26 protein-coding genes and 1 pseudogene are annotated in these 24481 nt (G+C 55.2%); 2 read left to right on the forward strand and 25 right to left on the reverse strand.

What is annotated here, in order from left to right:
• Positions 1-22: 22 nt before the first annotated feature.
• From PHU01S_RS03870 to PHU01S_RS03930, 12 genes are all read right to left on the reverse strand, one after another.
• Positions 23-1450, reverse strand: a complete 1428-nt coding sequence (locus PHU01S_RS03870; protein WP_127506249.1) for a phage major capsid protein — start codon at positions 1448-1450, stop codon at positions 23-25.
• On the reverse strand, positions 1447-2271 hold the full coding sequence (locus PHU01S_RS03875) for a head maturation protease, ClpP-related (protein WP_127506251.1): 825 nt from the start codon (positions 2269-2271) through the stop codon (positions 1447-1449). The genes PHU01S_RS03870 and PHU01S_RS03875 overlap by 4 nt, the downstream gene beginning before the upstream one ends.
• On the reverse strand, positions 2268-3524 hold the full coding sequence (locus tag PHU01S_RS03880; RefSeq protein ID WP_127506253.1) for a phage portal protein: 1257 nt from the start codon (positions 3522-3524) through the stop codon (positions 2268-2270). The genes PHU01S_RS03875 and PHU01S_RS03880 overlap by 4 nt, the downstream gene beginning before the upstream one ends.
• Before the next feature lie 240 nt (positions 3525-3764).
• Positions 3765-5462 carry a terminase large subunit gene (locus PHU01S_RS03890; protein WP_127506257.1) on the reverse strand — a complete coding sequence of 566 codons (1698 nt, stop codon included), beginning with the start codon at positions 5460-5462 and terminating at the stop codon, positions 3765-3767.
• Positions 5428-5964: a phage terminase small subunit P27 family gene (locus tag PHU01S_RS03895; RefSeq protein WP_127506259.1), complete on the reverse strand. Its 537-nt coding sequence runs from the start codon at positions 5962-5964 to the stop codon at positions 5428-5430. Before PHU01S_RS03895 ends, PHU01S_RS03890 begins: the two co-directional genes overlap by 35 nt.
• 165 nt (positions 5965-6129) lie before the next feature.
• Complete coding sequence (locus PHU01S_RS03900) at positions 6130-6405, reverse strand: hypothetical protein (RefSeq protein WP_127506261.1); 276 nt, start codon at positions 6403-6405, stop codon at positions 6130-6132.
• A gap of 305 nt (positions 6406-6710) precedes the next feature.
• Complete coding sequence (locus PHU01S_RS26570) at positions 6711-6866, reverse strand: hypothetical protein (protein WP_246029138.1); 156 nt, start codon at positions 6864-6866, stop codon at positions 6711-6713.
• A gap of 220 nt (positions 6867-7086) precedes the next feature.
• Positions 7087-8379, reverse strand: coding sequence for a DNA modification methylase (locus PHU01S_RS03910; RefSeq protein ID WP_127506265.1), 1293 nt, complete (start codon positions 8377-8379; stop codon positions 7087-7089).
• Entirely contained in the window at positions 8376-8735 is a 360-nt protein-coding gene (locus PHU01S_RS03915) for an HNH endonuclease signature motif containing protein (protein WP_127506267.1), read from the reverse strand. The genes PHU01S_RS03910 and PHU01S_RS03915 overlap by 4 nt, the downstream gene beginning before the upstream one ends.
• A gap of 62 nt (positions 8736-8797) precedes the next feature.
• On the reverse strand, positions 8798-9037 hold the full coding sequence (locus tag PHU01S_RS03920; RefSeq protein WP_127506269.1) for a hypothetical protein: 240 nt from the start codon (positions 9035-9037) through the stop codon (positions 8798-8800).
• Positions 9034-9498 (reverse strand): hypothetical protein, encoded by a 465-nt coding sequence (locus PHU01S_RS03925; protein ID WP_127506271.1) that lies wholly within the window; start codon positions 9496-9498, stop codon positions 9034-9036. The genes PHU01S_RS03920 and PHU01S_RS03925 overlap by 4 nt, the downstream gene beginning before the upstream one ends.
• 181 nt (positions 9499-9679) lie before the next feature.
• Complete coding sequence (locus tag PHU01S_RS03930; protein WP_127506273.1) at positions 9680-10333, reverse strand: Ntn hydrolase family protein; 654 nt, start codon at positions 10331-10333, stop codon at positions 9680-9682.
• A gap of 94 nt (positions 10334-10427) precedes the next feature.
• Here PHU01S_RS03930 and PHU01S_RS03935 point away from each other — a divergent pair, with 94 nt between their 5' ends.
• On the forward strand, positions 10428-10625 hold the full coding sequence (locus PHU01S_RS03935; RefSeq protein ID WP_048744192.1) for a hypothetical protein: 198 nt from the start codon (positions 10428-10430) through the stop codon (positions 10623-10625).
• A gap of 207 nt (positions 10626-10832) precedes the next feature.
• On the opposite strand, the gene PHU01S_RS03940 is transcribed toward PHU01S_RS03935, so the two are convergent.
• The 5 genes from PHU01S_RS03940 to PHU01S_RS03960 form a co-directional block, all read right to left on the reverse strand.
• On the reverse strand, positions 10833-11684 hold the full coding sequence (locus tag PHU01S_RS03940) for an ATP-dependent DNA ligase (RefSeq protein ID WP_246029139.1): 852 nt from the start codon (positions 11682-11684) through the stop codon (positions 10833-10835).
• A 107-nt stretch (positions 11685-11791) separates the two neighbouring features.
• A complete protein-coding gene (locus PHU01S_RS03945; RefSeq protein WP_127506275.1) occupies positions 11792-12184 on the reverse strand; it encodes a YhjD family protein in 393 nt (130 codons plus the stop codon).
• A gap of 123 nt (positions 12185-12307) precedes the next feature.
• Entirely contained in the window at positions 12308-12691 is a 384-nt protein-coding gene (locus PHU01S_RS03950; RefSeq protein ID WP_164762972.1) for a hypothetical protein, read from the reverse strand.
• 990 nt (positions 12692-13681) lie between these two features.
• A complete protein-coding gene (locus PHU01S_RS03955) occupies positions 13682-13879 on the reverse strand; it encodes a hypothetical protein (RefSeq protein WP_127506279.1) in 198 nt (65 codons plus the stop codon).
• On the reverse strand, positions 13879-14235 hold the full coding sequence (locus PHU01S_RS03960; RefSeq protein WP_218032409.1) for a hypothetical protein: 357 nt from the start codon (positions 14233-14235) through the stop codon (positions 13879-13881). Before PHU01S_RS03960 ends, PHU01S_RS03955 begins: the two co-directional genes overlap by 1 nt.
• Positions 14236-14282: 47 nt before the next feature.
• Between PHU01S_RS03960 and PHU01S_RS03965 the strand changes: the two are divergent.
• Positions 14283-14372: pseudogene (locus PHU01S_RS03965) on the forward strand (helix-turn-helix domain-containing protein); the annotation flags it as partial.
• 212 nt (positions 14373-14584) lie between these two features.
• On the opposite strand, the gene PHU01S_RS03970 reads toward PHU01S_RS03965, so the two are convergent.
• The 8 genes from PHU01S_RS03970 to PHU01S_RS04005 form a co-directional block, all read right to left on the reverse strand.
• Positions 14585-14779 carry a hypothetical protein gene (locus PHU01S_RS03970; protein WP_021877576.1) on the reverse strand — a complete coding sequence of 65 codons (195 nt, stop codon included), beginning with the start codon at positions 14777-14779 and terminating at the stop codon, positions 14585-14587.
• Positions 14780-15002: 223 nt separating this feature from the next.
• Positions 15003-15848 carry a carbohydrate ABC transporter permease gene (locus PHU01S_RS03975; RefSeq protein WP_048744188.1) on the reverse strand — a complete coding sequence of 282 codons (846 nt, stop codon included), beginning with the start codon at positions 15846-15848 and terminating at the stop codon, positions 15003-15005.
• A gap of 30 nt (positions 15849-15878) precedes the next feature.
• Entirely contained in the window at positions 15879-16781 is a 903-nt protein-coding gene (locus PHU01S_RS03980; protein ID WP_048744186.1) for a carbohydrate ABC transporter permease, read from the reverse strand.
• 259 nt (positions 16782-17040) lie between these two features.
• Positions 17041-18438, reverse strand: coding sequence for an ABC transporter substrate-binding protein (locus PHU01S_RS03985; protein ID WP_084781660.1), 1398 nt, complete (start codon positions 18436-18438; stop codon positions 17041-17043).
• A gap of 279 nt (positions 18439-18717) precedes the next feature.
• Positions 18718-20007, reverse strand: coding sequence for an extracellular solute-binding protein (locus PHU01S_RS03990; RefSeq protein WP_021877572.1), 1290 nt, complete (start codon positions 20005-20007; stop codon positions 18718-18720).
• A 27-nt stretch (positions 20008-20034) separates the two neighbouring features.
• The gene (locus PHU01S_RS03995) at positions 20035-21000 is read right to left on the reverse strand and encodes a substrate-binding domain-containing protein (protein WP_049869501.1); all 966 of its coding nucleotides are present in this window, start codon (positions 20998-21000) and stop codon (positions 20035-20037) included.
• 13 nt (positions 21001-21013) lie between these two features.
• Entirely contained in the window at positions 21014-22780 is a 1767-nt protein-coding gene (locus tag PHU01S_RS04000; protein WP_048743858.1) for a cache domain-containing sensor histidine kinase, read from the reverse strand.
• The gene (locus tag PHU01S_RS04005; protein WP_049869499.1) at positions 22777-24390 is read right to left on the reverse strand and encodes a response regulator transcription factor; all 1614 of its coding nucleotides are present in this window, start codon (positions 24388-24390) and stop codon (positions 22777-22779) included. The genes PHU01S_RS04000 and PHU01S_RS04005 overlap by 4 nt, the downstream gene beginning before the upstream one ends.
• Between the last annotated feature and the right edge of the window lie 91 nt (positions 24391-24481).

Below are 24481 nucleotides of genomic sequence, written 5' to 3' on the forward strand. Positions count from 1 at the left end.
CCCGGCCTTCAGAAATCTGCTACTAGACGGCCGGAATGTCCAGGATGACGTAAGGGCTGACCTTCGTGACGCCGTTTTCAAGCGTCAGAGGCGCAACGACCCACGGCTTGCCGTCGACGTTCCAGAACACCTTAATGACCGTCTTGTTCTGTTTGAACAGGACGTGCTCGGATGCCGCGATGAACGGGCCGCTGCCGTCTTTGATCAGGTAGTAGGAGAGATCGACGAGCATCAGGTCGCCCTTGGCGCCGAGAGCCGGCGTCTTGCCCGTGAATACGATTGGGATGCCGAAAAGGGTGGAAGGCAGGCCGCGCGTGGCGTCGCCGCGGATGAAGATGCTGTTTCCGGCATCATCCTTCAGGGATGCGATCATCACCATTGCCGATTGGTTAGCCACGAAGACGGAGTTGGACGTCGACTCCGGCAGCAGCGATGCCAGCATCTGCAGGATGTCGATGAACTGGATCTTGTTTGCCGTCGCGCGTTTGACGACCAGACCACCCGCAGCGCCCAGAACGCCGGTCGGCTTGCCCGTGCCATTGCCGGTCAAGAAGGCGATGTCCTCAGCAGCCGTCATGGCTTTCGTGAGAAGGCCGCGGATGAAGGAGTCTGCAGCCTTCCAGTTCCGCAGCAACTTGTCAGTGACAATCGTCGTGGCCGCCACCTCGTTCGGCTGCAGGGAGACTTCCGCCAGGGATGCATTCGTGTCCGGCTTGTCGGCCCCTTCGGCGATCCATTGGACCTGTACGCCGCCGTATACGCCGTTGGTGCCTTGGTTCAGAGCCGGCATCGTGACCTTGGAGTCAGGCGGATCTCCTGCAGGGATGACAGTGGCTCGAGGACGGACCACGGACGGCGAAGCACCGATCTGCAGCACGTCCGGAATGAATTGATCCGGCACTGCGTAGCCGCCTTCCGAATCGACGCCCATCGACCACTGGTTCTGGAACTTTGGCATGATCTGGTCGCGGAACGCTTCCGGAACCCCATAGCCGCCGCCCTCGCCCTGGCCTACCGGCAAGTTCTGCAGACGGCCCGTCGAATCTCCAAAACGAACTGCATGGATGATTTCGCCGAGGTTTTGGAAGCCGCCGTTGTCGAGGCGTTTCGCCTGTACCGGGGCGCCGGCCACCGCCGCAGGTCGGAAAGGTTGGCCGGACGTCTGGTTCAGCACTGCGGAACGAGCAGCCATCTTGTTCTCGCGCCCCTCTTGCTTCTGAGCTGCTTCGATTTTCGTGGAGTAGTCGTCGAACGAAGCATCCAGCCGATCGTACTCAGCCTCTTCTTCGTCCGTGAGGTTCCGGCCCTCGGTTTTAGCTTTGTTCACGATGGCTTGCTGTTGGTCATGGACAGAAGCGCGAGCCTGCAGCAGCTCCGCAAGCGATTCGACCGCACCTTCGGCGAACGTCTGAAGATTCAGGGGGAAACGGAATTTGGACTGGTTTTTCATCGAGTGAGCACTCTCCCTTTCAAAGCGAGTTGTTTTTCAAACAAAGAAAGCGGTGCGCTTGGCGCCCGCTCAGGTGTGGTGGATTCGGTTGTCTTGTTGGCTTCAGGGGCGGGCGGCTCTTGCTTTGGAGGCTTGATCCGATTGTATTGTTCGGCAAAGCGATCCATGGCCTGGCTGACACTGTTCTGAATGGCCAGTCTGCTAAACATGAACGAATCTTGGACTGCCGGATCCGCATCAACAGGCGCCGCTTCATCGGTATAGAGGATGCCGTTGGCGAATCCCTGGGCTACTGCTTTCTTCGCGCTCATCCAGGTTTCTTCATCCATCAGCCTCGAAATCTTGTTTGCGCTCAGACCCGTTTTCATCTGGTACGCATTGACGAGAGTTTGCTTGACCTCATCCAAGACGTCGGCCATATGGCGCATGTCCTTGGCTTCCCCGCGCGTGCCGCTCCAAGGGTTATGGATCATCAGAATGCTCACCGGGGACATGTAGACTTCGTCGCCTGCCATGGCGATCACAGAACCCGCGGATGCCGCCTTGCCGTCGATCTTGACCACGACTTTCCCCTTGTGCTCCTTCAAGGCGTTGTACATCCCTGCTGCGGCGAAGACGTCGCCGCCCCAGCTGTCTATCCAAACCGTGATGTCTTTGCCTTTGTATGCGGAGAGCTCCTCTTTGAAGGCGCTCGGATTGGCGACGGGTATGCCGAACCATTCGTAAATCCAAGCATCGTCATCACTGACGATCTCGCCCTCGATGCGCAGCTCAACATTGTTCCCGTCGGCAGAAGCTTTGAAATTCCAGAACCGTTTCACTTTTTCATTTCACCTCCTCCACTAGAGTTTGATTTTGTCTGGCTCGCTGCTGTGGTCGGCGAAATCATGTTGCCATTGACCAGGTACGCCTCGCCCTCCGGACCGTCGATCGGGTTCATGTCTTCGATCTCCAGCCACTTATTGGCGTTGATGACGCCATTTTGCCGCATCTGAGCAAGGCCTTCCTGCCTGGACTTGTAGTCGCCGCGAAGCAAGCCCGAGACGTTGAATTTTGCGTAGTATCCCTCCCGGCGCTCCGCCGGCGTGAACAGCTTCCAGTTGATCGTTTTTTCCCACGAAACCAGGTACGGCATGAGAGAATACTGCACGAATTCAATGGCCTGGTGCTCGATGTTGTTGTTTGTCGAGCGCTCGAGGTTCGCGATCATGTGCGGCGGCACGCGGAATAACCCGCAGATCTCGTCGCGGGTGAATTTCCGATTCTCGATGAATTGCGCATCGTTGAAGGACATCGGAATCCGGGAAAATTTCGATCCTTCCTCGAGCAACAAAGGTCGCCACGAATTGGCGAGTCCGGATCCGCGCGCCTCCAGGTCATCCCGGAGCCGGTTGTATGCGGCTTCGGAGAGCTCCTCCTGCACCTCGATTACGCCGCCAATGTTCATGCCCTGCCCATAGAAGCGCGCGGCAAACTCGGCAGCCGACAGACCGACCCCGATGGATTCTGCTGCCATACGGATGGGGCTGTATCCCATGATGCCGTCGAAGCCAAGCCCTGGAACATGGAAGATGGCTGAAGCCGGGTAGACTTCTTGCTTCCCTCGGTCCGTAATCCGGTATTTGATCTTGCCGTCGGACAAATCTCGGAACGGCTCAACCATGGTCCATGGGATCGGATACAGGTCCGCCGGCCGCCCCCGCCCGTCGAGGGTGATGACAGAATAGCAGTTCCCGGCCAACGCCTGGCTGCCGAGCTGCTGTTCCCGCCAGGTGACCGTTGTCATCTCGTCGTTTGGAAGCGAGTAAAGCAGCTCGTGGACAGGATGATCCGAAGCCTGATCCGCTCCACCCCCGGGCCGCTTTTTGTACACGCCCAGCGGAAGGGTGCCCATCGTTTCTGCGAGCACCCGCACGCAGCTGTACACGGTGATGAAGCGCATCGCGCTTTCCTCGTTTACCTTGACGCCGGAGTGTACTTGTCCGCCCCGGGCCCGTTCCACGACCTGGCGATGAAAGTCGTCCATGGTGTATGCTTCAGATTTGGCGGAGATCAGTCTTGAAAGAACGCCCATTTGCTCCTCCTTTCTCCGCTGTAGCCTTTACAGGCTTGCGGGGTTATGTGCGGGGGCTCTCATTAGGAGGAACGCCCTGCGCGGCTCCTGGGGGCTTCCGGCGCGGTGGAAGCCCGAGCCAGAGCAAGAGGATGCCGCAGACCATATAGCAGGCCGGCTGGTAGATCAGCCACAACCCGTACCCGAGAAGTAAAAAGCCCGCCACAAGGCAGACTTCCCGGAGATTTTCGATTGTAATTTTCATAGCTTCCGCAGCCCCCTCTTCTCGTAAGCTGATTTGCGTTTCTCCCGGAAGACAAGCGCGCGGGCCAATGCGTCGATGATGGCTGCGATGCCGTCGATCCGGTTCGAGGATTTCTTCTTGTCCGGGGCGATGTTCTCGTTCGCGTCCATGCGGATGACGACGTTGTCGGCCATCCAGCGGAGCACCTCGTTGCCGCCGTGGATGAAGCGCTTGGCAATAACGAGTGCTTCGAGCTCTTTCGTCGCCGCCGAGAGGTTCCGCAGGTTCTGGGATAGCTCTATCATCTCGAGTCCTTCATCGGCCAATTCCAGCGCGATCTGAGTTGCGTTCCATGGGTCGAAGGCTATCTCTTGGACGTCATAGAGTTTTGCCAGATCGAGCACCGTTTTTTTAATAAAACGGTAGTCAATGATATTGCCAGGCGTCGTCATGATCAGGCCATCTTTGATCCACTTGCGATACGGCACGCCGTCGCGCTCTTCCCTCTCCTTAAAGTCCGTCTCTTCCGGCATCCAGAAGAAGAGAAGCACCTCATAGACGCCGCTCTCCTCTTCTGGTGGAAACAGCAGCGCGAAGGCTGAGATATCCGTCTTGGTCGAAAGGTCGAGCCCACCGATGCATTTCCGACCAAGCAGCCTTTCCTTGTCGATGACGCCTGCCGCCGCATCCCACCGCTGCAGAGGCATCCATTTGACCACAGCATTGACCCAACGATTCAAGTCCTTTATCAGGAAGTTGACGTATGCTGAGGCGAGCTGCTTCGCTTTGTTCGCCTGCCGTCGCATGTAATCCATACCCTTGGAGACTCCGAGGTTCGGGTTCGCCTTCGGCCAGCAGCTTTCGTCGAATGGATCGTCATCCTCGTCGATTGCGGCAATGTACGCAAAAAAGGTCTCGTCGGACTGGATGCCCTTCAAGACCTTCACAGCATATTCGCGGAGCTGGTGGCACGGCCCCAGGATGTTGAAGCCGGCCGTCGTGATGACGAAGATCAATGGCTGCTCCCGCGCCGAGGTACCGGACTCGATGACGTCATAGAGTGCGGATGATTTGTGAGCATGGTATTCGTCGATGACAGCCCCGTGGACGTTAAGACCATCCAAAGAGTTGGAATCGGCGCCCAGAGGCTCAAACTTGGCTCCCGTCTCCGTCACGCTCATGTTCTTGCGGTAAACCCTGACATGCTGCAGGAGATCCGGGGAGGCTTTGACCATCCGGGACGCCTCGTCGAAGGTCAGCTTGGCCTGGTCAAGCTTGGTCGCCGCGGAATAAACCTCCGCGCCATACTCGCCGTCCGCGATCGTAAGGTAGTTGCCCACGCCGGCCGCCAGTGTGCTCTTCCCATTTTTCCGGGCAATCTCGTCGTAGGCAACACGGAAGCGCCGGAGCTGTGTGGCCCGCTCAAGCCAGCCGAACAGGCTGCCGACGATGAACTTCTGCCAGAGCTCCAACCGGAAAGATTGTCGCGCCCATTTCCCCTTGGAATGCTTCAGATAGCGGTAGAAATCAATGGCATGCGCCGCTGCCAAGTCGTCGAAGTAATACTCGAAGGTCGTGACGTGCAGCTCAGAATCCCGAAGGTTGTCCAGGTGTCGTTGGCATGCCAACTTAACGAGCTCGCCGGCGATAATCTCACCGCTCAGAACCTTCTGAGCATACTCAAGGACGGGGCAGGTCGCGTTTTCTTGGGCCATTCAGATACCCGCTGAACGAATCAGGATTACCAGCAGGCGGCGCGCCCCCGGTAGGCAAAATGGTCGGCGCCTCCATGCGGGCCCGGGCGGCCGGCGACAGCCCGAATTCTGCGCAGAGCATCTTGATGACAGCAGCTTCCTTCTGGATCACGGCGATCTCTGGCCGCTGAACGAAGTTCGTCGCGCCAGCTTTGTTCGTGTACTCATGAAACATGGTCCCGGCCTTCTTGAGAGACTTGGTTGCCTCGGCATGCCGGCTGTACGAAAGGCAATAAGCCTCGAACAGGGTCATGTCCGCGATGGTGAGCAGACCCAGCCTCATGAGCTCCGGTCCAATGCGGTTCCATTCCTTCCGCGCGGTGGCGTTGAAGTACGGCGGCGCCTTCGGCAGCTGGTTCGGAGCGCTCGGTTTCGGCTCGTTCACAGGTGCCCGGTCGTTGCGGTATGTGCCCTCGAGTACCTTGAGTTCAGTCGGTTTTGGTCTTGGTCCACGGCTCCCCATGCGTTCCTCCTTCCCGGGAAATACCCCCCTAGAAAAAACCTGCCTGCGGTTATACGAAACTGGACGCGCGGTCTATAGGGGTGGGAGGCCGCAAATTTGACCCCCCTACCCCTATTTTTTCGACACGAGTCGACAATCGACATAATCCAAGGCATTCATCGGGATTCATTTGCGCACCTCGTTCACAGCCCAAGCAGCGAAGGCGGCGCGCGTGATGTTCGCTTCATGGCCGATGGAACCTTGGCTAGTAGCAGCCGTCACGCGGTACCTGATGCAGTCCTTCACCTTGCCATTAGACAGCGGCTTGCAGTGTTCTCCCTCGTCGATGACCTCACGTTCCTGATACCAGGCACTGGGCTTGCCTTTCTTGTTCTCCGGCTTGTTCGCATACGTGTGGCCTTTCTTGATTTCGGTCGCCTTCATATGTGGTTCTCCCTCCATGTGGATAAAAATGTGAATAACAGAAAAGGCCACTCCGCAATGAGAGTGACCTGTAGAGCTCGTATTCAGTTGGATCGGCAGTTGTGCATTCCCCTTCAACTGCCCTGCGGTGTTCGGCTTGTAGTGCCGAGACCTAAGTTAGTTAGGCGCCTGACGCTTCGCTCGCGCCTCGCTGCGCTCTTAAAAGAAGCACGTATCTAGTAAGTACGAGGAAGAAGGACCCAAGACCAGTTTAAGGATTTGAATGAATATTACACAACTTCATCGCGTCCTCAGAAAGCCCATGAAACATGGACTTCTCTCGCTCAGATGCTTTCTTTCTTGCGCGCTCCCTGTTTCTTGAATGGAGCGTTCTTGCTCATGACGTAATCATCCTTCAGGATGTGTAGATCCATCTCCACGAGTTTTCGGAGATCGTCGACCGTCGTGATCTTGATCTTCCCTTCCTGAAAGTCTTTCACCCACTTCGCTATACCGGCTTGGACAATCGATCGGTACTTGCTTTTGCTCTTCTCCAGCTCTACGAAAACATCATCAGAACTTTTGATTGTGGCTCACCCCGGTTTCCCGTAAAATGGATTCCGAGATAGTGGCTTGTCAAAACCGTGGCCACGGAGTATCCACTATCTCAACCGGGGTGACCCGGGCAGAGAGAAGGGGGCGTTCACGCGCCTCCTTTTTCTATGCCTCTAAAAGATTGCTGGATAGCAAAACTGGTTCGATACCAGTCGATTCCTGGAAGCGCAGCTTGATGACATCACAGAAGATCGGGTCCAACTCCATCGTGTAACAGGAACGCTCCAACTGCTCACAGGTCATCAGCGTGGAGCCGGAGCCGCCAAAGAGATCGACAACGACGTCATCTTGTCGGCTGCTGTTCTTGACTGGGATGGCCAACAGCTCGAGCGGCTTTTGGGTTGGGTGGACGTACTTGGTGACATCCCCGCGGGACACTTCCCAAACACTGACCGGTTCCGGAGATTCAACCGGCAGCCCAGCCTTCCAGACGGTGGACTGTTTGCGATCGCCATACCACGCCGGCGCCTTGTTCTTCCGGTGAGCATAAAAGACCGGCTCATGCTGGTACCGATATTGCGCCCATCCAAAGGTGGCTGCGTTTTTTACCCAGACACATTGAGAGCGCGTCACGATGCCGGCCAAATTCATGGCATCTTCGAATTCGCGTTGATAAGACGAAGGATGGAAGATATAAATGGCAGCATCCGCAGTCATAATGGCTCCATAGTTGGCGAAGACGTCCTTCAGAAACGTTCGGAAGTCCTCATCGCTCATGTCATCGTTCATGATTTGACCACGGCCATCTTCAGTAAGCCTGGCGGAATCGCTCTGAACGGCGACGTTGTAGGGTGGATCTGTCACGACGAGGTTTGCTTGCTTTCCGTCCATGAGCCGAAGCACGTCTTCTATGGATGTCGTGTCTCCGCACATCAGAACGTGCCGGCCGAGCTGCCACCTATCGCCGCGGCGCGTTTCTGGCTCCTTGATCCGGTCCAGCGCGTCCTGGACGTCGAACGAGTCCTCTTCAACGAGCGGATCCAGTACCACGTTCGTTTGTAGACCTGCAACCATTTGCTCGAGCGTATCTGCAGTCAGACCCGTACATGCCGCGATGTCGTCAAGCTCATAGTGGTTGGAAAGCTCTGCGACAAGAGAAGCAAGAAGTTCGTCTTCAGTGCGTCCGCGAAGTGTCGATAGGCTGACCGTCAGGAGCTTGGACTCCTCTTCACCAGATTCGACGACAATGCAGGTCGTTTCTTTTAATCCGGCTTTCTGCGCGGCGAGCCAGCGTTTTTCCCCTTTAATGATAGTCCCGTCTGACCGAACCAGAATTGGCTGCAAGATGCCGTGCTGGCGGATGCTCTCAACCAATGATAGAAACACCGAATCGTGCATTACGTTTGGATTCCACGTGTTCGGCTGAAGCTCCCTCAACTGATAGGTCTCAACTCTCAACGTCCAAAACCTCCATCCTCGGTGGCTGTTTTTATGTCATGATGCCTTTTGCAGAGTGGCTGCCAATTCAACTCATCCCAGAAAAGAACCTTGTCGCCTTTGTGCGGAATGATATGATCGACAACCGTAGCGCCTTTCAATTGATCTTCCCCTTCACAATGCCGACAGAGGGGATACTTTTTGAGGAACGTTAAACGCCGGGCTTGCCAGCGAGCTCCATAGCCCCGCTCGGCTGCCGTCCCTCGCCTGGAGTCATATGCTTGCTGCTTTTGCTTGGCGTGAACTGCGCAATACCGTTCTGTGGTTAACTCTGGGCAGCTTGGTTTCGCACATGGTTTCTTGAGTTTATTTGGCACATCACATCAGCTCCTATCGGCGCCGTCGTAATCTCAAGAAGGCGAGCCATTTGAACCTTTTTTCACGATATTTTCCCGTCCTCTTTCCACTGGTCGAAATCAGCTTGCCAACCAGCAGCAGCAAAAGGTGTCGCAGACAACCCATCATATGTCACCGGCTCCACACCACCGAAAACCGCAAGCATAAAAGCGAGAGTCGTACCCCGTTCCCCTCTTTCCTCAGTAGCTGCCTCGAGAATTACTACCGTACCGCCTTGTTCATCACGCGTTTCAAAGTTTTCTCTGATCCATGCTTCTGTCATCGTATTGTCATCCCCCATTGAGAAATAGTGAGTGAGTTAGCTGCCGTGTTGGTTACGCGCCATTTCAAACGGTTTGCGCCTTTGACTGATTTATCCGCGAGTTGAGGATACTGGCTAGTAGAAGTAGCGGTATCGATAAGAGCGGCAACGTCCCCATACTCCGCTGTAGTGGTGACGGAGCTGTTGTAGGCAGTTGCGTTTTGAAAGCTTAATTGTCCGTTATAAACTTGCCGTCCTGCAGAGTTAACCCAGTTTGTCTCAATGTACTGTCCAGAAGCAATGATTAGAGATCCTGTAATCAAGTCTGACATCTTGAGATTTACGAGAGTGACTGGATTCTGTAATATGACGTTTACGTTTCGACTGCCATCGGCATTGATGCCGTCTGCCGCATTCGCTTCCGTTCCATTCGACCGACGGACCTTTCCAGAGCGGACGTAGTCGTAATCTCCAGCTGCCATTTGATCAACTCTCCTTAATTTGATTTCATGCCTTGACGGCGCTCCTTGCGGTTCCTCGGATGCGAATCATGAGCATGTCCTGCATGCCGCAGGAACCAGTTCCAGATCTTCTTCATGGCGAGTTCCTTCCGTTTTTGGGCATAAAAAAAGCACCCTTATGATGGGTGCGGTAGGATTCAGACTATATGCTGCCTAGTTCTTTCTTTGATAAAAATTTAGTTTCTTTTGGTGTAATTACAAGCGTATCAATTTGCCCTCCCACCGTTGGAAACCTTGGTTCAAACCTTAATTGATCTATTGTAGTACGAACTAAATGACGTGAGTAATCAACAGCATCTTGTAAGTTCCAAGCATTATAGTGTGGAACATCAACATTATTAGGAGTGAGTCGGTTAACAATTTCTATATCTCCTGACCTGAACATTCCGTAACTAGTGGAACCATCGTCGTATGAGTTTACTTTTTCAAGGTGATTATTTTGGGTGACCACCGAATAAACGAATGGAACACTTTCATCATAGCCGACTACAATAAGATTCACCCTTGGAAGAGGAGTTTGTTCTTTAAAATATTTCAGCATTAACTCAGCAAAATCGTGAGTACTCTTAATTTCAGTTGTATTTAAAAACTCAAAATCTTTGATAAAATGCTCGATAGGTTTTCCGTTCACAAAAGCATCGCCACTTGTAGCAACTCCGAATCGGTTAAATAACACAAACACCTTGTTTGAGGAATCTGAAAGAACGTATTGTGTGTGTTCTCTAAAAATCGTGGTTCTGCTGTCGCCCGATAGGACAATTCCAGTTGGAACATATACCGCATTAATTAAGGTCATTCAAAGCACCCCTCCAATTATTTACATAAAATCATTCGACAATTTCAAGGAAAAACCTTTTTTTCGTCGAATGTTGTCATCAGGAGGGATCAACTTGAACGCCCCAAAAAACAAGATACTCAGGCAAAACAAGCACTTCTTTGTTGCGATGCTCAGCCAAACGCCCGTCTCCGTCTGGATGCACGGCGAGCTGCTGGACTACGGAGGCATTATCCAGATGGTTGATCCGGTCCGGGTAAAGATCGACGACATGTACTACATGCGCGGCGTGTGCGAGTTCCGGATTCGATAAATAGGGGGACACTCAATGTTTCTTCAGAATCTAAAATCGGTTTTTGTTAAGGCGGCCGTATTAATTGCAGTAATCGTGGGAACTTACTACCTTTTCACTGAGTACCTTCCCCAAGCTTTTAAAGAACTTCCGGAAAGAGCATTCCAAATGAATTGGGGAAAGCAATAATGTAAAAGAGCCGAGGGCATCCCGGCTCTTTTTGCTTTTTCATATGACGAAACTCACAAATTCCGGCGACCTTAGCATGCCGGACTTGTACCAGTTTCTAAACCGCACCCGAGCTTTAATTCTAGGCTCCAGGTAAACGATCCCCTTACGCTCCCCGGTCACCAGCTGCTGTGCGATCCGATAAAACGCCTTGCGATGGGCTGCCGGCACCGCCAGCTCAACGACTCCGACCGGACGGCCCTCATGAGAGACTAGCCAGCCGAACTCATCGCGGCGGTACCCGGTGATGGCCACCTCGGCGTACTCGTAGTTGATCACCTTGATCCAGTCTTTGCTGCGCTCGCCGACGTATCGGCTGCTCTTGAGCTTACCGACGATCCCCTCGAGCTTCATTGCCTCCACATGACGGAAGAGGTCCGTTCCTCTGCCGTCGACCGACATCACTTTACTGAAGAACGGCGTGTTGGTCAGCACCTGGTCCAACATCTGCTTGCGCTCTAGGAGCGGCCGGCTCCGGACGTCCTTTCCATTAAACCGAAGGATGTCGAACACGTAGAAGTGAACCGGCAGCCGCGCCATGCTCTCCTGGATTCGTTCCGGCCGAGTGAGTCGGAATCGCTCCATAATCGTTTCGAACTCGATCTGTCCGGTCACCGGGTTGAGATAAGCAACCTCGCCGTCCAGGACGATATCATCCACGCTGACGGACACGCTGTGCAGTTCGGGGTATCGGTCGGTCACATCGTTACCATGTCGGGTGTGCAGCCGTACAGCGCCACTTGAGAGCGTCAAGAGCAAGCGGTGTCCGTCGATCTTTGGTTCGAATAGGTATCGATCATCGTCCCACGGATCTTCACGCTTGCTGAGCAGCATTGCCTGCGGTGCTTTCACGGCTGCACCTCCTCCCTTCAACGGTTTAATATGCTGATTCTACCACTCTGCCTCCATGCTGCCTGCAAGCAAATTTAGGCAAGAAAAAAGAGCCCGGATTCGGGCCCCTATTTGTCGGCAAGTAGCTCCTTGAGGCTATCTCCGTACTCGGCGATCAGCGCTCTGATCTTACGCTCTACGTCCTCTTTCTCCAGCGTCAGGCTGCTTGAAATTGATCTGCACCTATAGGGCACGATGATGACCCCTCTCTCGGCCTTTGGACGCTGGACATGGATGCTGAGCACCCCAAGTTCCTTTCGTGTGTCTACCAGCCTCTTGCGCGTCCAGAGTGACATACCACCGACGCAGTAGCCATAGAGCCTGTTTAGGATGTTTCTACGCGCGTCCAGCTGCTCATATGCCTCTTCATACCTCGCCGGCATCATCTCCAAGATCGCGACCTGCTCGATCATATCCAGCTCTTTTTCCGACGGCGCTGGGTCCGGCCATTTCATCCCCATATGTATCACCTCATGGAGAGTATTATATGACGAACACCCGTTCTTATTCCAGTTGAAAATATTGACGGTCACCCTCAGCCAAGCAGCCGATCTGCTCAGCAGCTTGGGTAAGAGTACGACTTGTCAGGTCGCATCTGTATCGGATTCACTATTTGCTTCAGGCGTTTCATTTTCACGGATGATTCTTCTTGGCGAGTATTCCGGAATGTTTTGCCACACATGAGTACCCCTCAGCTGACTAACAATTCGTTGAGCGTGCAGGGCGAACATTTCAAGCTCATTAACCGAGAGCAAAATATGTTGGCTTTCTTCTGTTTCAGTATCTTCGACTTCCAAGAAAAACATTTGGTCGTAATAAGGGTTTTCCTCAAAATGCTTTGGGCCATTTGCGCTATTCAAACTCAACTGGAGCTTGGATCCGTCTTCTTTCTCGATGGTGATTCCGAAATATCCGGTGGTTGTCGTAGTAAGCATGACATCGTTAAAATCAAGATTCTTTTTCGACATTTCATGACCCCCTGAAATTGATTGAGGTCAATATTCGATGTTTTAAGGGTGACTCCTGCTTAATTAAGAGTTCGACCATTATTGACGCTGGTCGCGAGCGTTCCCGATCCGAACCTTAGCCGCTGGGATCACGGCTGTGTGGGGGTCATAGGCAGGTCCGGAGTAATAGCGAATAGGGATAGCGAATGAGCGGGTTCCCGGGCATGATCCGGGGCTGCAAGGCGCAGCATCCAATATCCCGCATATAAGTGACCGCTGATTTGGGCTCAGCGGCCGAAGCCTTTGTTGGCCGCCTACATGGAGTAAGCGGCGTTGCGCCGAGGCCAACCCAGGCGATGCCGAACAGCTGCGTGCCATTGCCATCCGAGTGGAACTCGACCATTAAAGCGCTGGGGCAGACCGCAGAGGCTGTTCCTTAAGAGCAGCTTGCCATTTGTTTGCATGGCCATGGGCCATTCTCCCATGGATCGCAGCTCCCTATTGCCCACTAGTTTTTTGGGAGGACTAGCACCTGCTTCGAAACTTATACCCGCGAGCTGCGGCATACTGAACACAAGGGCAATAGTCGCGTCTCTCTTCCGCCACCACGCATATATGTGATGCACCGCGGATCGCTATAGGTCCGGGAATGGAACCCGGCACATGTTCTGCGGGAGCGCGGCGCTTGTCACCGATAAAAAGCAGACGCCCGAGAATGGCTCCAAACAGGCGTTCTTAGTTTGACCCCTTCCAAGGAGAGGGAGAACGGGCTGGAACGCGAATTTGGGGCCATTCTGAGCGCCTGAGAAAGCATTGCGCCTGATGCTAGACCTACATCGGCGTTTGAAGCAGCGATCACGAGAGGAGCTTTGCACCGGAATGTAAAAAGCCGACCACATAGGGCCGGCTGTCGGGTTAGAGCGTTCACGCTCCGTCGGTGTCTCTCTCGATATCTCACAATACAAATATACCATGTCCGAAAGCAAATGGAGTCCCGTTTGGGTGCGAGTTTCACCCGAGTTGTGTTTGAATTAAGTTGGGTTCACTGAATTTCATGAGTTCAGCCGTCAGAACGGTGCCTCCGGACCACGGATCGTTGTAGCTACGGCCCTTCAGCCGGCAAAACTTGCGCTTCGCGTCCGTGCTGTTCTTGGCCTCAATCTGGGTACGTTCCTTCTCCCAACGGACGCCGACTTGGTATGTGGCCATTATGCAATTTCCTCCTGCAAAAGTCCTTCTTGCACCAGCCGATCTTTGAACCCTTCTCGAACGAGACTCTTTTGGAGCAAACCGATGCAGGTCTCGTTGATCTCGTTCACCCCTTCCGCTGACTCAACCAAAACAGGGCGATTTTCAACGAGTTTCACTTCCATAAGCTGTTGCCTTTTTAAATGCAGGTACTGCAGCTCGAGGATTTTCTTTTCAAAGTACAGAGCGGCAATTTGGTCACGGTTCTCTTCCTCGTTTTGGAACAGCCCTTCGCGTTCGGCCTTTACAGCTTCGATTTCGCTCCACTTAGCCTCCATGCGATCTTTGATTTCAGCCGTCTTCTCCACGCTCCTCATTCACATTCTATGATCAATCAACGGTTTTATTTGTGTGTGATTGAAAGCATATCATGAACGTGATGCAGAAGCTGAACGTGAAAGGCCGTTCGCAAGCGGTTGTCGAGTTGATCAAGCTTGGGGAACTTACGATCTGACCTTCGTCAGGCCGGAGAGTTCTCTTGACGAACCTTCCATGCCGAATGCGTTTTCGCATTCGGCGGGAAGGTTTTTTAAGTGCAGGAGAACCCCTTCGCTTCGAGTTTGTCGGCAAGCCCTTCAAGTCTCCTGGGATGTCGGCAGCAAAAAAAGGCGGCAGCTCCGCAGGAATGCGGAAGCGGCCGCAAGAAGACCTTTCGGTCGGGGGCAACTAGGATGTGGCTGGGATGCCGGGATGAAGCCGGGCCGGAGGGATGATGACGGCGTCCTTCATGATCGTCTTGGCCGCTTCCGGCGGACTTCCGTCCGAAGGATGCAAATAAACGATTTTTCCATTCAACAGTCCCATATCCATCGGTGAAGGGAAATCGGGATGGTTGAATCGGCGAATCAGCAGATCCAGCATAAGGAACCCTCCCATTGATTATGTAAACTTACCTTACACGATATAGTTGATTATACTCCCACCTTTCTTTTATGTCAATTAATCTATCATATAAACCGGCTGTGAAAACCGGCCAAAAAAACGACCTTGAACCCTCCGCCCCGGCGCTTCGCCGACTGCGGCATGATTCAAGGTCTTTCCGTTCTTTAAAGTCTTATCGTCCTTCACCTTCTTTAATGAAGCTTTATTTCACCGCGCCAGCCACAAGGCCCGAGACGATATGGCGCTGCGCCATGATATATACGACCAGGACGGGCACGATCGTGAACAGCAGCCCCGCGAACAACGGTCCCCATTCGGTTTTGTACTGCATTTCGACCTGCATGGCGGCGAGGCCGATCGGCAGCGTGTACTTCGTCGGATCGATGACGAGAATCGTGCCGACGATATACTCGTTCCAGATTTCAAGCACATTGATGATGCCGACGCTGATGATGCCCGATCGCGACAGCGGCAGCATGATGCGGAAGAACGTTCCGAAATAGCCGGCTCCGTCGATGGCTCCCGCCTCCTCCAGCTCCTTGGGGAGCGTCCGGAAGAAGCCGATCAGGACGAAGATGCCGAAGGCGAGCGTATTGGACGCATAGACGAGAATCAGTCCGAAACGGTTGTTGGCAAGGCCCAGATCATTCACCAGGAAGAACAGCGGAATCAAGGCAAGCGCAAACGGCACCATCATGGAGGAGATATAGACGGTATACAGCACCTTGCTGCCGAAAAACTTGTAGCGGGCAAGCGTGTAAGCGGTCATGGCCGCAAGGACGAGTCCGAGCACGGTCGCCCCGGCGGTGACGGCAATGGAATTGATGAAGTATTTGCCGAAGTTGTAATTGGTCCATACATACTCGAAGTTCGACCACAGCAGCGGGAACTTCGGCAGCGACCATGGCATGTTGAAGTAGAACTGCTGGTTGTTCTTGAGGGAGTCGGTGAAGGTCCAGAACAGCGGATAGATGACCGATATTCCCCACAGGACGAGGAAAGCATAAAAGATTGATTTGAACACCGGATGAACGGTTCTTTGCAGCATGTAGTCCCTCTCCTTCCATATGATCGGATGTTAGCTGACTTCCACCTGTTCCTTGCGCAGAAGCCATTGCAGGAGAAGGGTCGTGATGAGCGATGTGATGAGGATGACCGTGCCGATCGCGGCTCCGTATCCGAAATGGGCCTGCTTGAAAGCCTGCTGATACAGGTAGGAGCCCATGACCTGGGTCGAGTTGTCGGGACCGCCGGCCGTCATGATCGTCACGATGACGAAGGAGCCGTTGAGCGTCGTCATCATGATGTTGATGACGGAGATTTTCATCTGCTCCCAGATGAGGGGAAGCGTAATATGCCGGAACTGATGCCACTGCCCGGCACCTTCTATATCAGCAGCCTCGTACAGAGAAGCCGGAATGCTCGTGATCGCGGCAATCAGCAGGATCATGTAGAACCCGATGCCCGCCCATACGGCAGGCGGCAGCAGCATCCAGATCGTGTGGCTTTCGAAGCCGAGCCAGTTGATCTCCACCTTGCTGCTGGTGAACAGGGACAGGAAGCCGTTCAAAAAGCCGATTTGAGGATTGTAGATGAAGTTCCACAAAATGCCGACGACGACGGCCGACAACACGTTCGGAATGAAGAAGATGGAGCGGAAAAAGGCGGTTCCCTTCAGGCGCAGGCGGGTCAGCGCCACGGCGAAGAAGGTTGCGATCGCCATGATGCCGATGATTTTGCCGATGACGAGGAAATAGTCGTTGCCGATCGCCGTAAGCATAATGGGATCGTCGAAAATGTCTTTGAAATTTTGCAGCCCGACGTAATCCTTGTGCTGCGACATTCCGGACCAGTCAAAGAAAGAATTATAGAGCGCCTGGATCAGCGGATAAATCGTAAACACGCAGAAGAACAGAAATGTCGGGATGATGAACGCCGCGATAAAGAGGTTTCTCTGCAGCTTGGCTTTTCCGATATTCATCTCAAACTCACCGCCCCTTAAATCGGAGCATCCCCGAGACAGCTGTCCCGAGGATGGTCCTCAATCTGACTTGCCTTGACCTCGCAAATGATGGACGTGGAATGTCGCCTCTGCCGGCGGATAATCGTTCCGATCGCTGTTGAAGCCGGGTTTCCCTGAACTGGACTCATCGGAAGGAAACCCGTCTTCAAAGGCGAACACTATCGTTTCTTCACGATTATTCCGCAAGCTTGGGCAAGTGCGTCCTTGTTTTGCTCGGTTATTTTTTTACTTTTTCCACGACTTTCACAACGCGGTCGACCCAGCCTTGAGGATCGATCTTGCCGATCGTGAGGGCGTCGGTCGCATCCTGCATCGCCTTGTCGACGTCGGCGTTGAACGTGACCGTCGGCACGACGACCGTGTTGTCGCTCGTCAGGTAAGCCGCCGCTTGCTTGACGAAGTCAGGAGCGTTGGAAGCGCTGATGTCGCCCTTGATGTTGGAAGGAGCGCCGCTCAGCTCGGCGAACTTGGATGCTTGGGATTGCGAGAAGATGAACTGCAGGAACGCTTTTGCCGCTTCCTTGTTTTTGCCGTTTTTGGAGATGGCGACGGTGGACGTGGACGTGTTGGCCACGACTTTTCCGCCGGCTTTTTGCGTTACGGAAGGAATGAAGCCGAATTTGAAGTCGGCCGGAACGTCCTTGGACATTTCGTTAGGCAGCCAGAGGCCGTTCGGAATGAAGGCGTCCTTGTTTTGCAGGAACAGCATTTGCGAATCCGTATGGTTGATGGAGATGGACGTTTTGTCGATGAAGCCCTTGTCGCGCAACTCGACGATTTTGTTCAGAGCTTCCAGGACGGCCGGGCTCTTGAACGCTTCGACCTTGCTGTCGCCCATATCCTGGAGCAGCTTGTAGTCGTCGTTGTTCGCCGATACGATGGCCGGGTACAGGATGGCGCCGTTGATGTAGTAAGGGTATTTGCCCGTATGGATAAACGGCGTCGTGCCGGCAGCCTTGATCTTCTCGGAAGTGGCGATGAAGGAATCCCAGTCCGTAGGCTCCGTCCAGCTGTTCTTCTCGAACAGGGCTTTGTTGTAGAACACGCCCCATGAGTTCAGGACGAGCGGAATGTTGTACGTCTTGCCGTCGTAGGAAGGAGGCTGCTGCGCGAGCAGGTCGAGGATTTTGACGCCGTCGACGTTTTTGGCGTCCTTGATCCAGTCGGTGAGATCCTCGAGCTGCCCGTCTTCCGCCAGCTGGCGGTCGTTGAGCTCAGGTCCGTCGATGTAGACGAAGTCCGGAGGCGTGCCCGCGATCCACTTCGGCTTGTTCTGCGTATTGATTTGCGGGCCTGCGTCTTCGACGATTTTCAGGTCCGGGTTCGCTTTCTGGAAATCGGCGATGACTTGCTTCCACCACTTGTCGCCGTAACCGCCGACGAAGTACTGGATCTCGAACGTGCCCTTCAGACCGGTCGTCGCGGGGGCGTCGCCGCCTGTGTTGCCCGCTGCATTGGCGGCCGAATTGTCGGCCGGCGCGCTTGCCGTCGGCTCAGGAGAAGCGCTTGACGCCGTGTTGCCGTTATTGTTGTTACTGCCGCAGCCGGCCAGTACGGCCAGGGACATCGCGACAGCCATTGCGGTTGCCGCCGTTTTCTTTACCGTGAAAGTCATCTAGCATAACCCCTCCCAAATTGGAACGTTCCCCGCACCCGGATCTCGGTGCCATCTTCCTTTGCTTCAGGTGCTTATCTGTATACTAACGGGAACAGGGCTTCCTCTCCATTGAATATCTTCCGTAAATCCATTAGTATTTTATGATTTTTTCATTCAAAATTTTGATGGAAAAATGAATATTGATTCTGAAAACGAAAAAAAGCCCCTTTTGAGGGGCTTGATTCCAGGTATGGTTGGAGCTTGATCCAGCTAACATTGAAATTATCGGCCGAATCGCTATCCGGTTTCCCGATCCGCTTCCAGCGCGACTCTCTGCAGCTCGTCGAGAGCGGCTTTGGGCGTATAACGGCCCGACAGGACGGCGCTGCCGAGCTTGCGCGCCGTATCCATCACCCTCGCCCAAGCCGGCTTTTCGATCGGGATGAACTGCGCGCTGGCCAGAGCATGCAGATCCGCTCTCATGGCGGCATCGGCTGCCGACATCGCATCGCCGGCCGAGCGTGTGACCGGAACGAAGCCCTCCTGCTCCACCATGCTGACGTACTGCTCGTCGCCGTAGAGGAATTGGATGAATTGAGAGAGCGCCTGCTTGTCCGTATGGGCGGTCTTGAAGGAGATCAGCACGTCGTGGACGCCGAAGGTCATCGGAGGCTGTCCCTCCTTGACCGGAATCGGACCCGATCCCCACTGCAGTCCGGGGAACTCCTTGGGCACGACGGAGCTGAAGTAGTTGCCCGATATCATCATGGCGAGTCCGTCGTCCCCGAGAATGCGCTGCTTCTCGTCGCGGGTCGTCACCGTCGGCTCCTCGTCCGTCAAGCCTTCGTCATAGATCTTCTTGAGGAATTCCAGCCCCTCCACGTTGGCCGGCTGATTGATCGCCCACTTGCCGTCCTTCAGCCAGCCGCCTCCCGCGCCTATGAAAAAATAGGACAGATTGGCATGGATCTCGTTGTCGGTCATGTCGATCCCGAATCCTCGGGCCGGAGTATATTGGCGGATCTTCCGGGCGTCATCCGCAAGCTGCTCCCACGTATGCGGCGGCCCCGAAATGCCGGCCTGCGAGAACAAAGCCTTGTTGTAATATAGGCTTCTCACGGAAGCGACATAAGGAATCGCGTATTGAACGCCGTTGTAGCGGTCCTTCTCCAGCAGGAAGGGATACAGATTCGACCGGAAGGATTCCGGCAGAATATCGGCCATGTCATTGAGCAAGCCCCGCTTGGCGAAGTGCGAGTAGAAATTCGTATTCAGCAGGTCCGGAGGCTCGTTCTGGGCCAGCATATTTGTGTAGACCCCGTCCAGGATGTCCCAATTGACGACCTGGAGCTCGACGTCGATATCGGGATGCTCCGATTCGAACCGGCTGACGATGCCGTCGAGAATCGGCTTGGTCGACGTGCTGTATTCGGAGGTGACGAATTTGATCAAAGCCCGCTTCTCTTCAGGCTCCTTCACCTCGGACGCATTCTGCTTTCCGGAGCAGCCGGAAGCGAGAAGCAGCGCGGAGGCCGCGCAGGCCGCGGCTGCCCGGAAGCAGCTGCGGCGCCATTGGGGCGTCTTCATCTCGGTTCAACTCGTTTCGGACTATTCTTAATAGACGAAAGGAAACAACAGCTTCTGGTTTTCCGGCGCATACATGTTGGCCCGGGTAATCGTGGCGGAAGGAATGTCGACTGTCGCGCTTCCGCCGGAAGAATCAAGCGCCGCCTGCACGCCGAGAAATCCCATGTTGAATGGGTTTTGTACGATCAGGGCATGCATGGCTCCCTGCTCGAGCAGCTGGATCTCGGGAACGGAGCTGTCGAACCCGATAAGCTTGACGCTGCCGCTGAGACCGGTTTCCTTCAATGCCTTGGCCGCGCCGGCCACGCCGATGTCGGTAAGCGCGATAATGCCGTTCATCCCCGGATAGGCGACCGTCAGCGACTTCACGGTCCGGTACGCCTGTTCCTCGGATTTGCCGACATTGATCATGCCGAGGTTGTAGGCCGAGCCGGCCGGAAGTGCTTCCAGAACCCCGTTCCTGCGCTGCATGGCTACCGGGGACTTCTCGTCGCTGGTCAAAAAGGCGTAGACCGGCCTTGTTTTGCGTCCGGGAGCGAGGATGCCCGCCGCTTCCCTGCCCTCCTCGACATGGTCGCTGGATACATAGCTGTCCGCCCGGTGATGCAGGAGAGGCGTATCCATGATGATGAGCCTGATGCCCAGACGGGAGATCTCCTCCAGCTGAGGCGCCAGCGCATCCTCGTCGATCGGAGCGAGCACAATGGCCCGCGGCCGCTGCTCAATCGCTTTTTCCAGCAGCCGCGCCTGCTCGTCGGAGTCGATGCTGCGCAGCGGTCCGGACAGCTCCAGCGCAACCTCCAGCTCCTTGGCTGCGGCCAAAGCTCCCGAGCGCACCGTCTGCCAATAATGGGAGTTGGCGTCGGTCGTCTTCATAATGATTGCAATCCGGTTGTCCTGCGGAGACGCCTCGCCCCGGCCCAGCCCCGTCCAGACGACCAGGACGACGAATCCGAGCAGCAGAAGCGGCAGCCACAGCCGTTTGGTTCTCATGATTGCCTCCTCCTCAGCGCACTTGCGGAATCTTGATCGCGACGGTCGTGCCTTCGCCCGGCTCGCTTTCGATGGAGACGCCGTAGTCGGAGCCGAAGGCGAGCTCGATCCGTTCGTTGACGTTGCTCACCCCGATATGATCCCGGTCCGAATCCCTGCGGACGGCGCCCATGATCAGCTTGATCGTTTCCTCGGACATGCCCTGGCCGTTGTCGGACACCCGGAATTCGATGCCGTTGTCCGCCTGCCGGGCGGAGATGGCGATCATGCCTCCCTCCGGCAAATTTTTGATTCCATGATAAATCGCGTTCTCCACGAACGGCTGCAGCAGGATTCTCGGCGTTTTGAAGGCATGGAGCTCCCTCGGAACGTCGATGGCATAATCGAGCTTGTCGCGGTAGCGCATCTTCTGGATCTGGAGATAGCTGTCGATATGCTCCACCTCCACCCGGATCGGGACCAGCTCGTCGTCCTTGGCGATGCTGGCCCGGAACAGCTTGGCCAGAGCCGATGTCATCAACACCACTTCCTCGTTCTTCCGCTGCTCGGCCATCCATATGATCGAGTCCAGCGTGTTGTACAGGAAATGCGGATTGATCTGGGACTGAAGAAGCCTGAGCTCCGTCCGCCGTTTGATCTTCTCGGTCTGGACCCTCTCGTCCAGCAGCCTGCGGGTCTGGCCGACCATCATGTTGAAGGCGCGGCCGAGCTGGCCGACCTCGCCCGCCTGCCCGACCTCCGCCCGCACGTCGAAGTCTCCCCGCTCCACCTGCCTCATGACGGCTTGCAGCCGCCGGATCGGGCGGGTGATCCGATGCGAGATGATGAAGGAAATGATGAGGGTGACGGCCAGGCCGGCAGCCGCCCACAGCAGGAATGAATTCCGCATCGCGGACGGATTGGAAATCAGCTCGTCCTGATAGGCCACGCCGACGATCTTCCAGCCGAAGCTCGTATCGTGGATCGTATAGATGCGGCCGCTGTCCTTGTCCACGAAGCTTCCTTGCTCGGAGGCCATGACGCGGCCGATCTGCTCCGTGCGGAGCTTGCTGTAGATGAGCTGCTGCTGCGGATGATAGACGATGTTCCCGCTGCTGTCGACGATGAAGACGTAGCCGCGCTGGCCGAGCTTCACGTTGCGGCAGATGTCGTTGATGACGTTCAGCTTGAGATCGACCAACGCGACGCCCTGGCCGGTCATGCCGTTGATGCTTTTGAGCTCCCGGCTCAAGGAGACGACCCAGCTGTATTCCCCTTGCAGGACATTCTGGACATGGGGCGGAGAAATGACGGACCTTCCGCCTTCCTTCACCGCCTGCTTGTACCAGTCCTGGTCCTGGGGCGGCACGTTCGGATTGAGCTGGGTCAGCCTCCGGTCGGACACCACCCTGCCGTTGTACCCGAATACCATGATCGAGGCGATATCCTTGCGGGTGTACAGCAAGGACTGGAACAGGTCCGAAATGTTCTTCTGATAGGAGCGCACCTCTTCGCGGCTGATGAACGGATTGCTCGAAATATAATACTTGACGTCCTTGTTGGTGAAAATAATGAGGGAGATGTTCTCCATATTGTCGATATAGGACTGGATGTTGTTGTTGACCTGGGTAATGATCTCTCCCATGTAGGCTTCCGAATTGCTGATGACCGCATCCTCCGAGACGTTGTAGCTGATCAGGCTGGTGACGGCGATGGCCGCCAGGATAAGCAGGGAGAATGCCGTCGAGATGGCGGCATGGATCGTCTTGGGATAATAATCCAGAAAGCGCCTGCCTCTCATGGCTGCTCCCTTGATTTCTCCCGGTATTCGCGCGGCGTAAGGCCGGTATGCTTCTTGAAGGAGATGCTGAAGTAGTTCGGATCGGCGTAACCGACCTTGGCAGCGATTTCATACAGCTTGAGAGGAGTGTTGCATACAAGCTCCTTGGCCTTGCCGATGCGGATCCGGGTCAGGTATTCCACGAATGTTTCGCCCGTCTGCTGCTTGAACACCGTGCTGAAATAACTCGTGCTCATCAAGACATGCCGGCATATGTCCTGCAGCGTGATGCGCTCGTCGGCGTAATGCTCCTCGATATACGCGATCGCCTGTCCGATCTGATTGCGCATCGTCTGGCTCCGGTTGTCGGATACGGTCTCGATCGCTCCGACCGCGATTTCCTCGAGCCATTGGCCGACCTCGTCCAAGGTGCCGAGCCTGTACAGCTCCGAGAACAGCATCCGGTGCCTGCTGACGATGCGCGTCTCGTCGATGCCCATCTCCTGCATCGTGTTCATGAGCAGGACGATGACCTTCTGGATCTGCAGGTAGCATACGTCCAGCGGCGCATGGGATTGCTTCAGTCCCGCGATGAACGGCCCGATGAGGCTGCGGATCTCGGCCGCGGAACCGGTGCGGATCGTCCCGGCAAGCAGGCGGCTCCACTCGAGGCTGACCGATGCGGGCGCCGTTTCCTTGCCTTCCAGGTCAAGAATGCTGAGCACCCGGTTTTTGCCGTATTGAAACCGGTAATCAAGCGCGGCCGAGGCGCTTTTGTACGAATCGGGAAGATCTTGCGGTCCTGCGGCGGCTCGCCCGATGGCAGCCGTGACCGTATAGCCCAGATACCGCTCGATATGATGGCGCGCCTCCTCGGCGGTCCGCAGCGCCAGCTCATGCAGCAGGCTTTCCGGCTGGCCTCCGATCAGGGCGGCGATCCGGTCCTCGCGAGTCCGGAAGACGACTCCGCCCTCCCTGGAGATGATTTCTTCGATGATGTTGAAGCCGGCGAAATGAAGCAGCTCCACATCCTGCTCGGAAGCATCGGAATGCCTCGAGGCTCCATCGTAGTCGTACAAGGTGATCAGATAGGGAGGCTGGAGAGCCGGTATGCCGAAGTAGGCCAGGCGCTCGGCCATGTTCCGCGCTCCCGCCCCCGTGGCGGCCAGCCGCTCCAGAAACCGCTCCCGCAGCAGCGGCAGGCTCTGGTTGAGCTGGCTGTACAGCCTGCCGACATCCTCGCCCCTGCGCTTCTCCTCCTCCATCTCCGCATGGACCTTGTCCAGCAGCGCTCTCGTCTCGCTGGCCGTGATCGGCTTGAGGATGAAGTCGTGGACCTTGAGGCGGAGAGCCTGCTGCGCATATTCGAACTGATCGTATCCGGTAAGGATAATGATCTTGATATAGGGATAACGCTGCAGAATGTTCTCGCTCAGCTCGAGGCCGTTCATGAACGGCATGTTGATATCCGTCAAAACCAGGTCGGGCCTCAGCGTCTCGATGGCTTCAAGCGCATCCCGTCCGTTGGTGAAATCGCCCGCCAGCTCGAACCCGTGGCGGGGCCAATCGATGATGTTCCTTAAGCCTTCCCGGACGACGGCTTCGTCATCCACCAGCATGACTTTGTACATGGACGCCTCCTGCAGGACTGCTAGAAAAATGGGTAGTATGTACCTCCATACTGATCACCGCAGCGAAATTTGTCAATTGCTAGGACTGGCG

The organism is Paenibacillus humicus NBRC 102415, assembly GCF_004000905.1.
Lineage (GTDB): Bacteria > Bacillota > Bacilli > Paenibacillales > Paenibacillaceae > Paenibacillus_O > Paenibacillus_O humicus.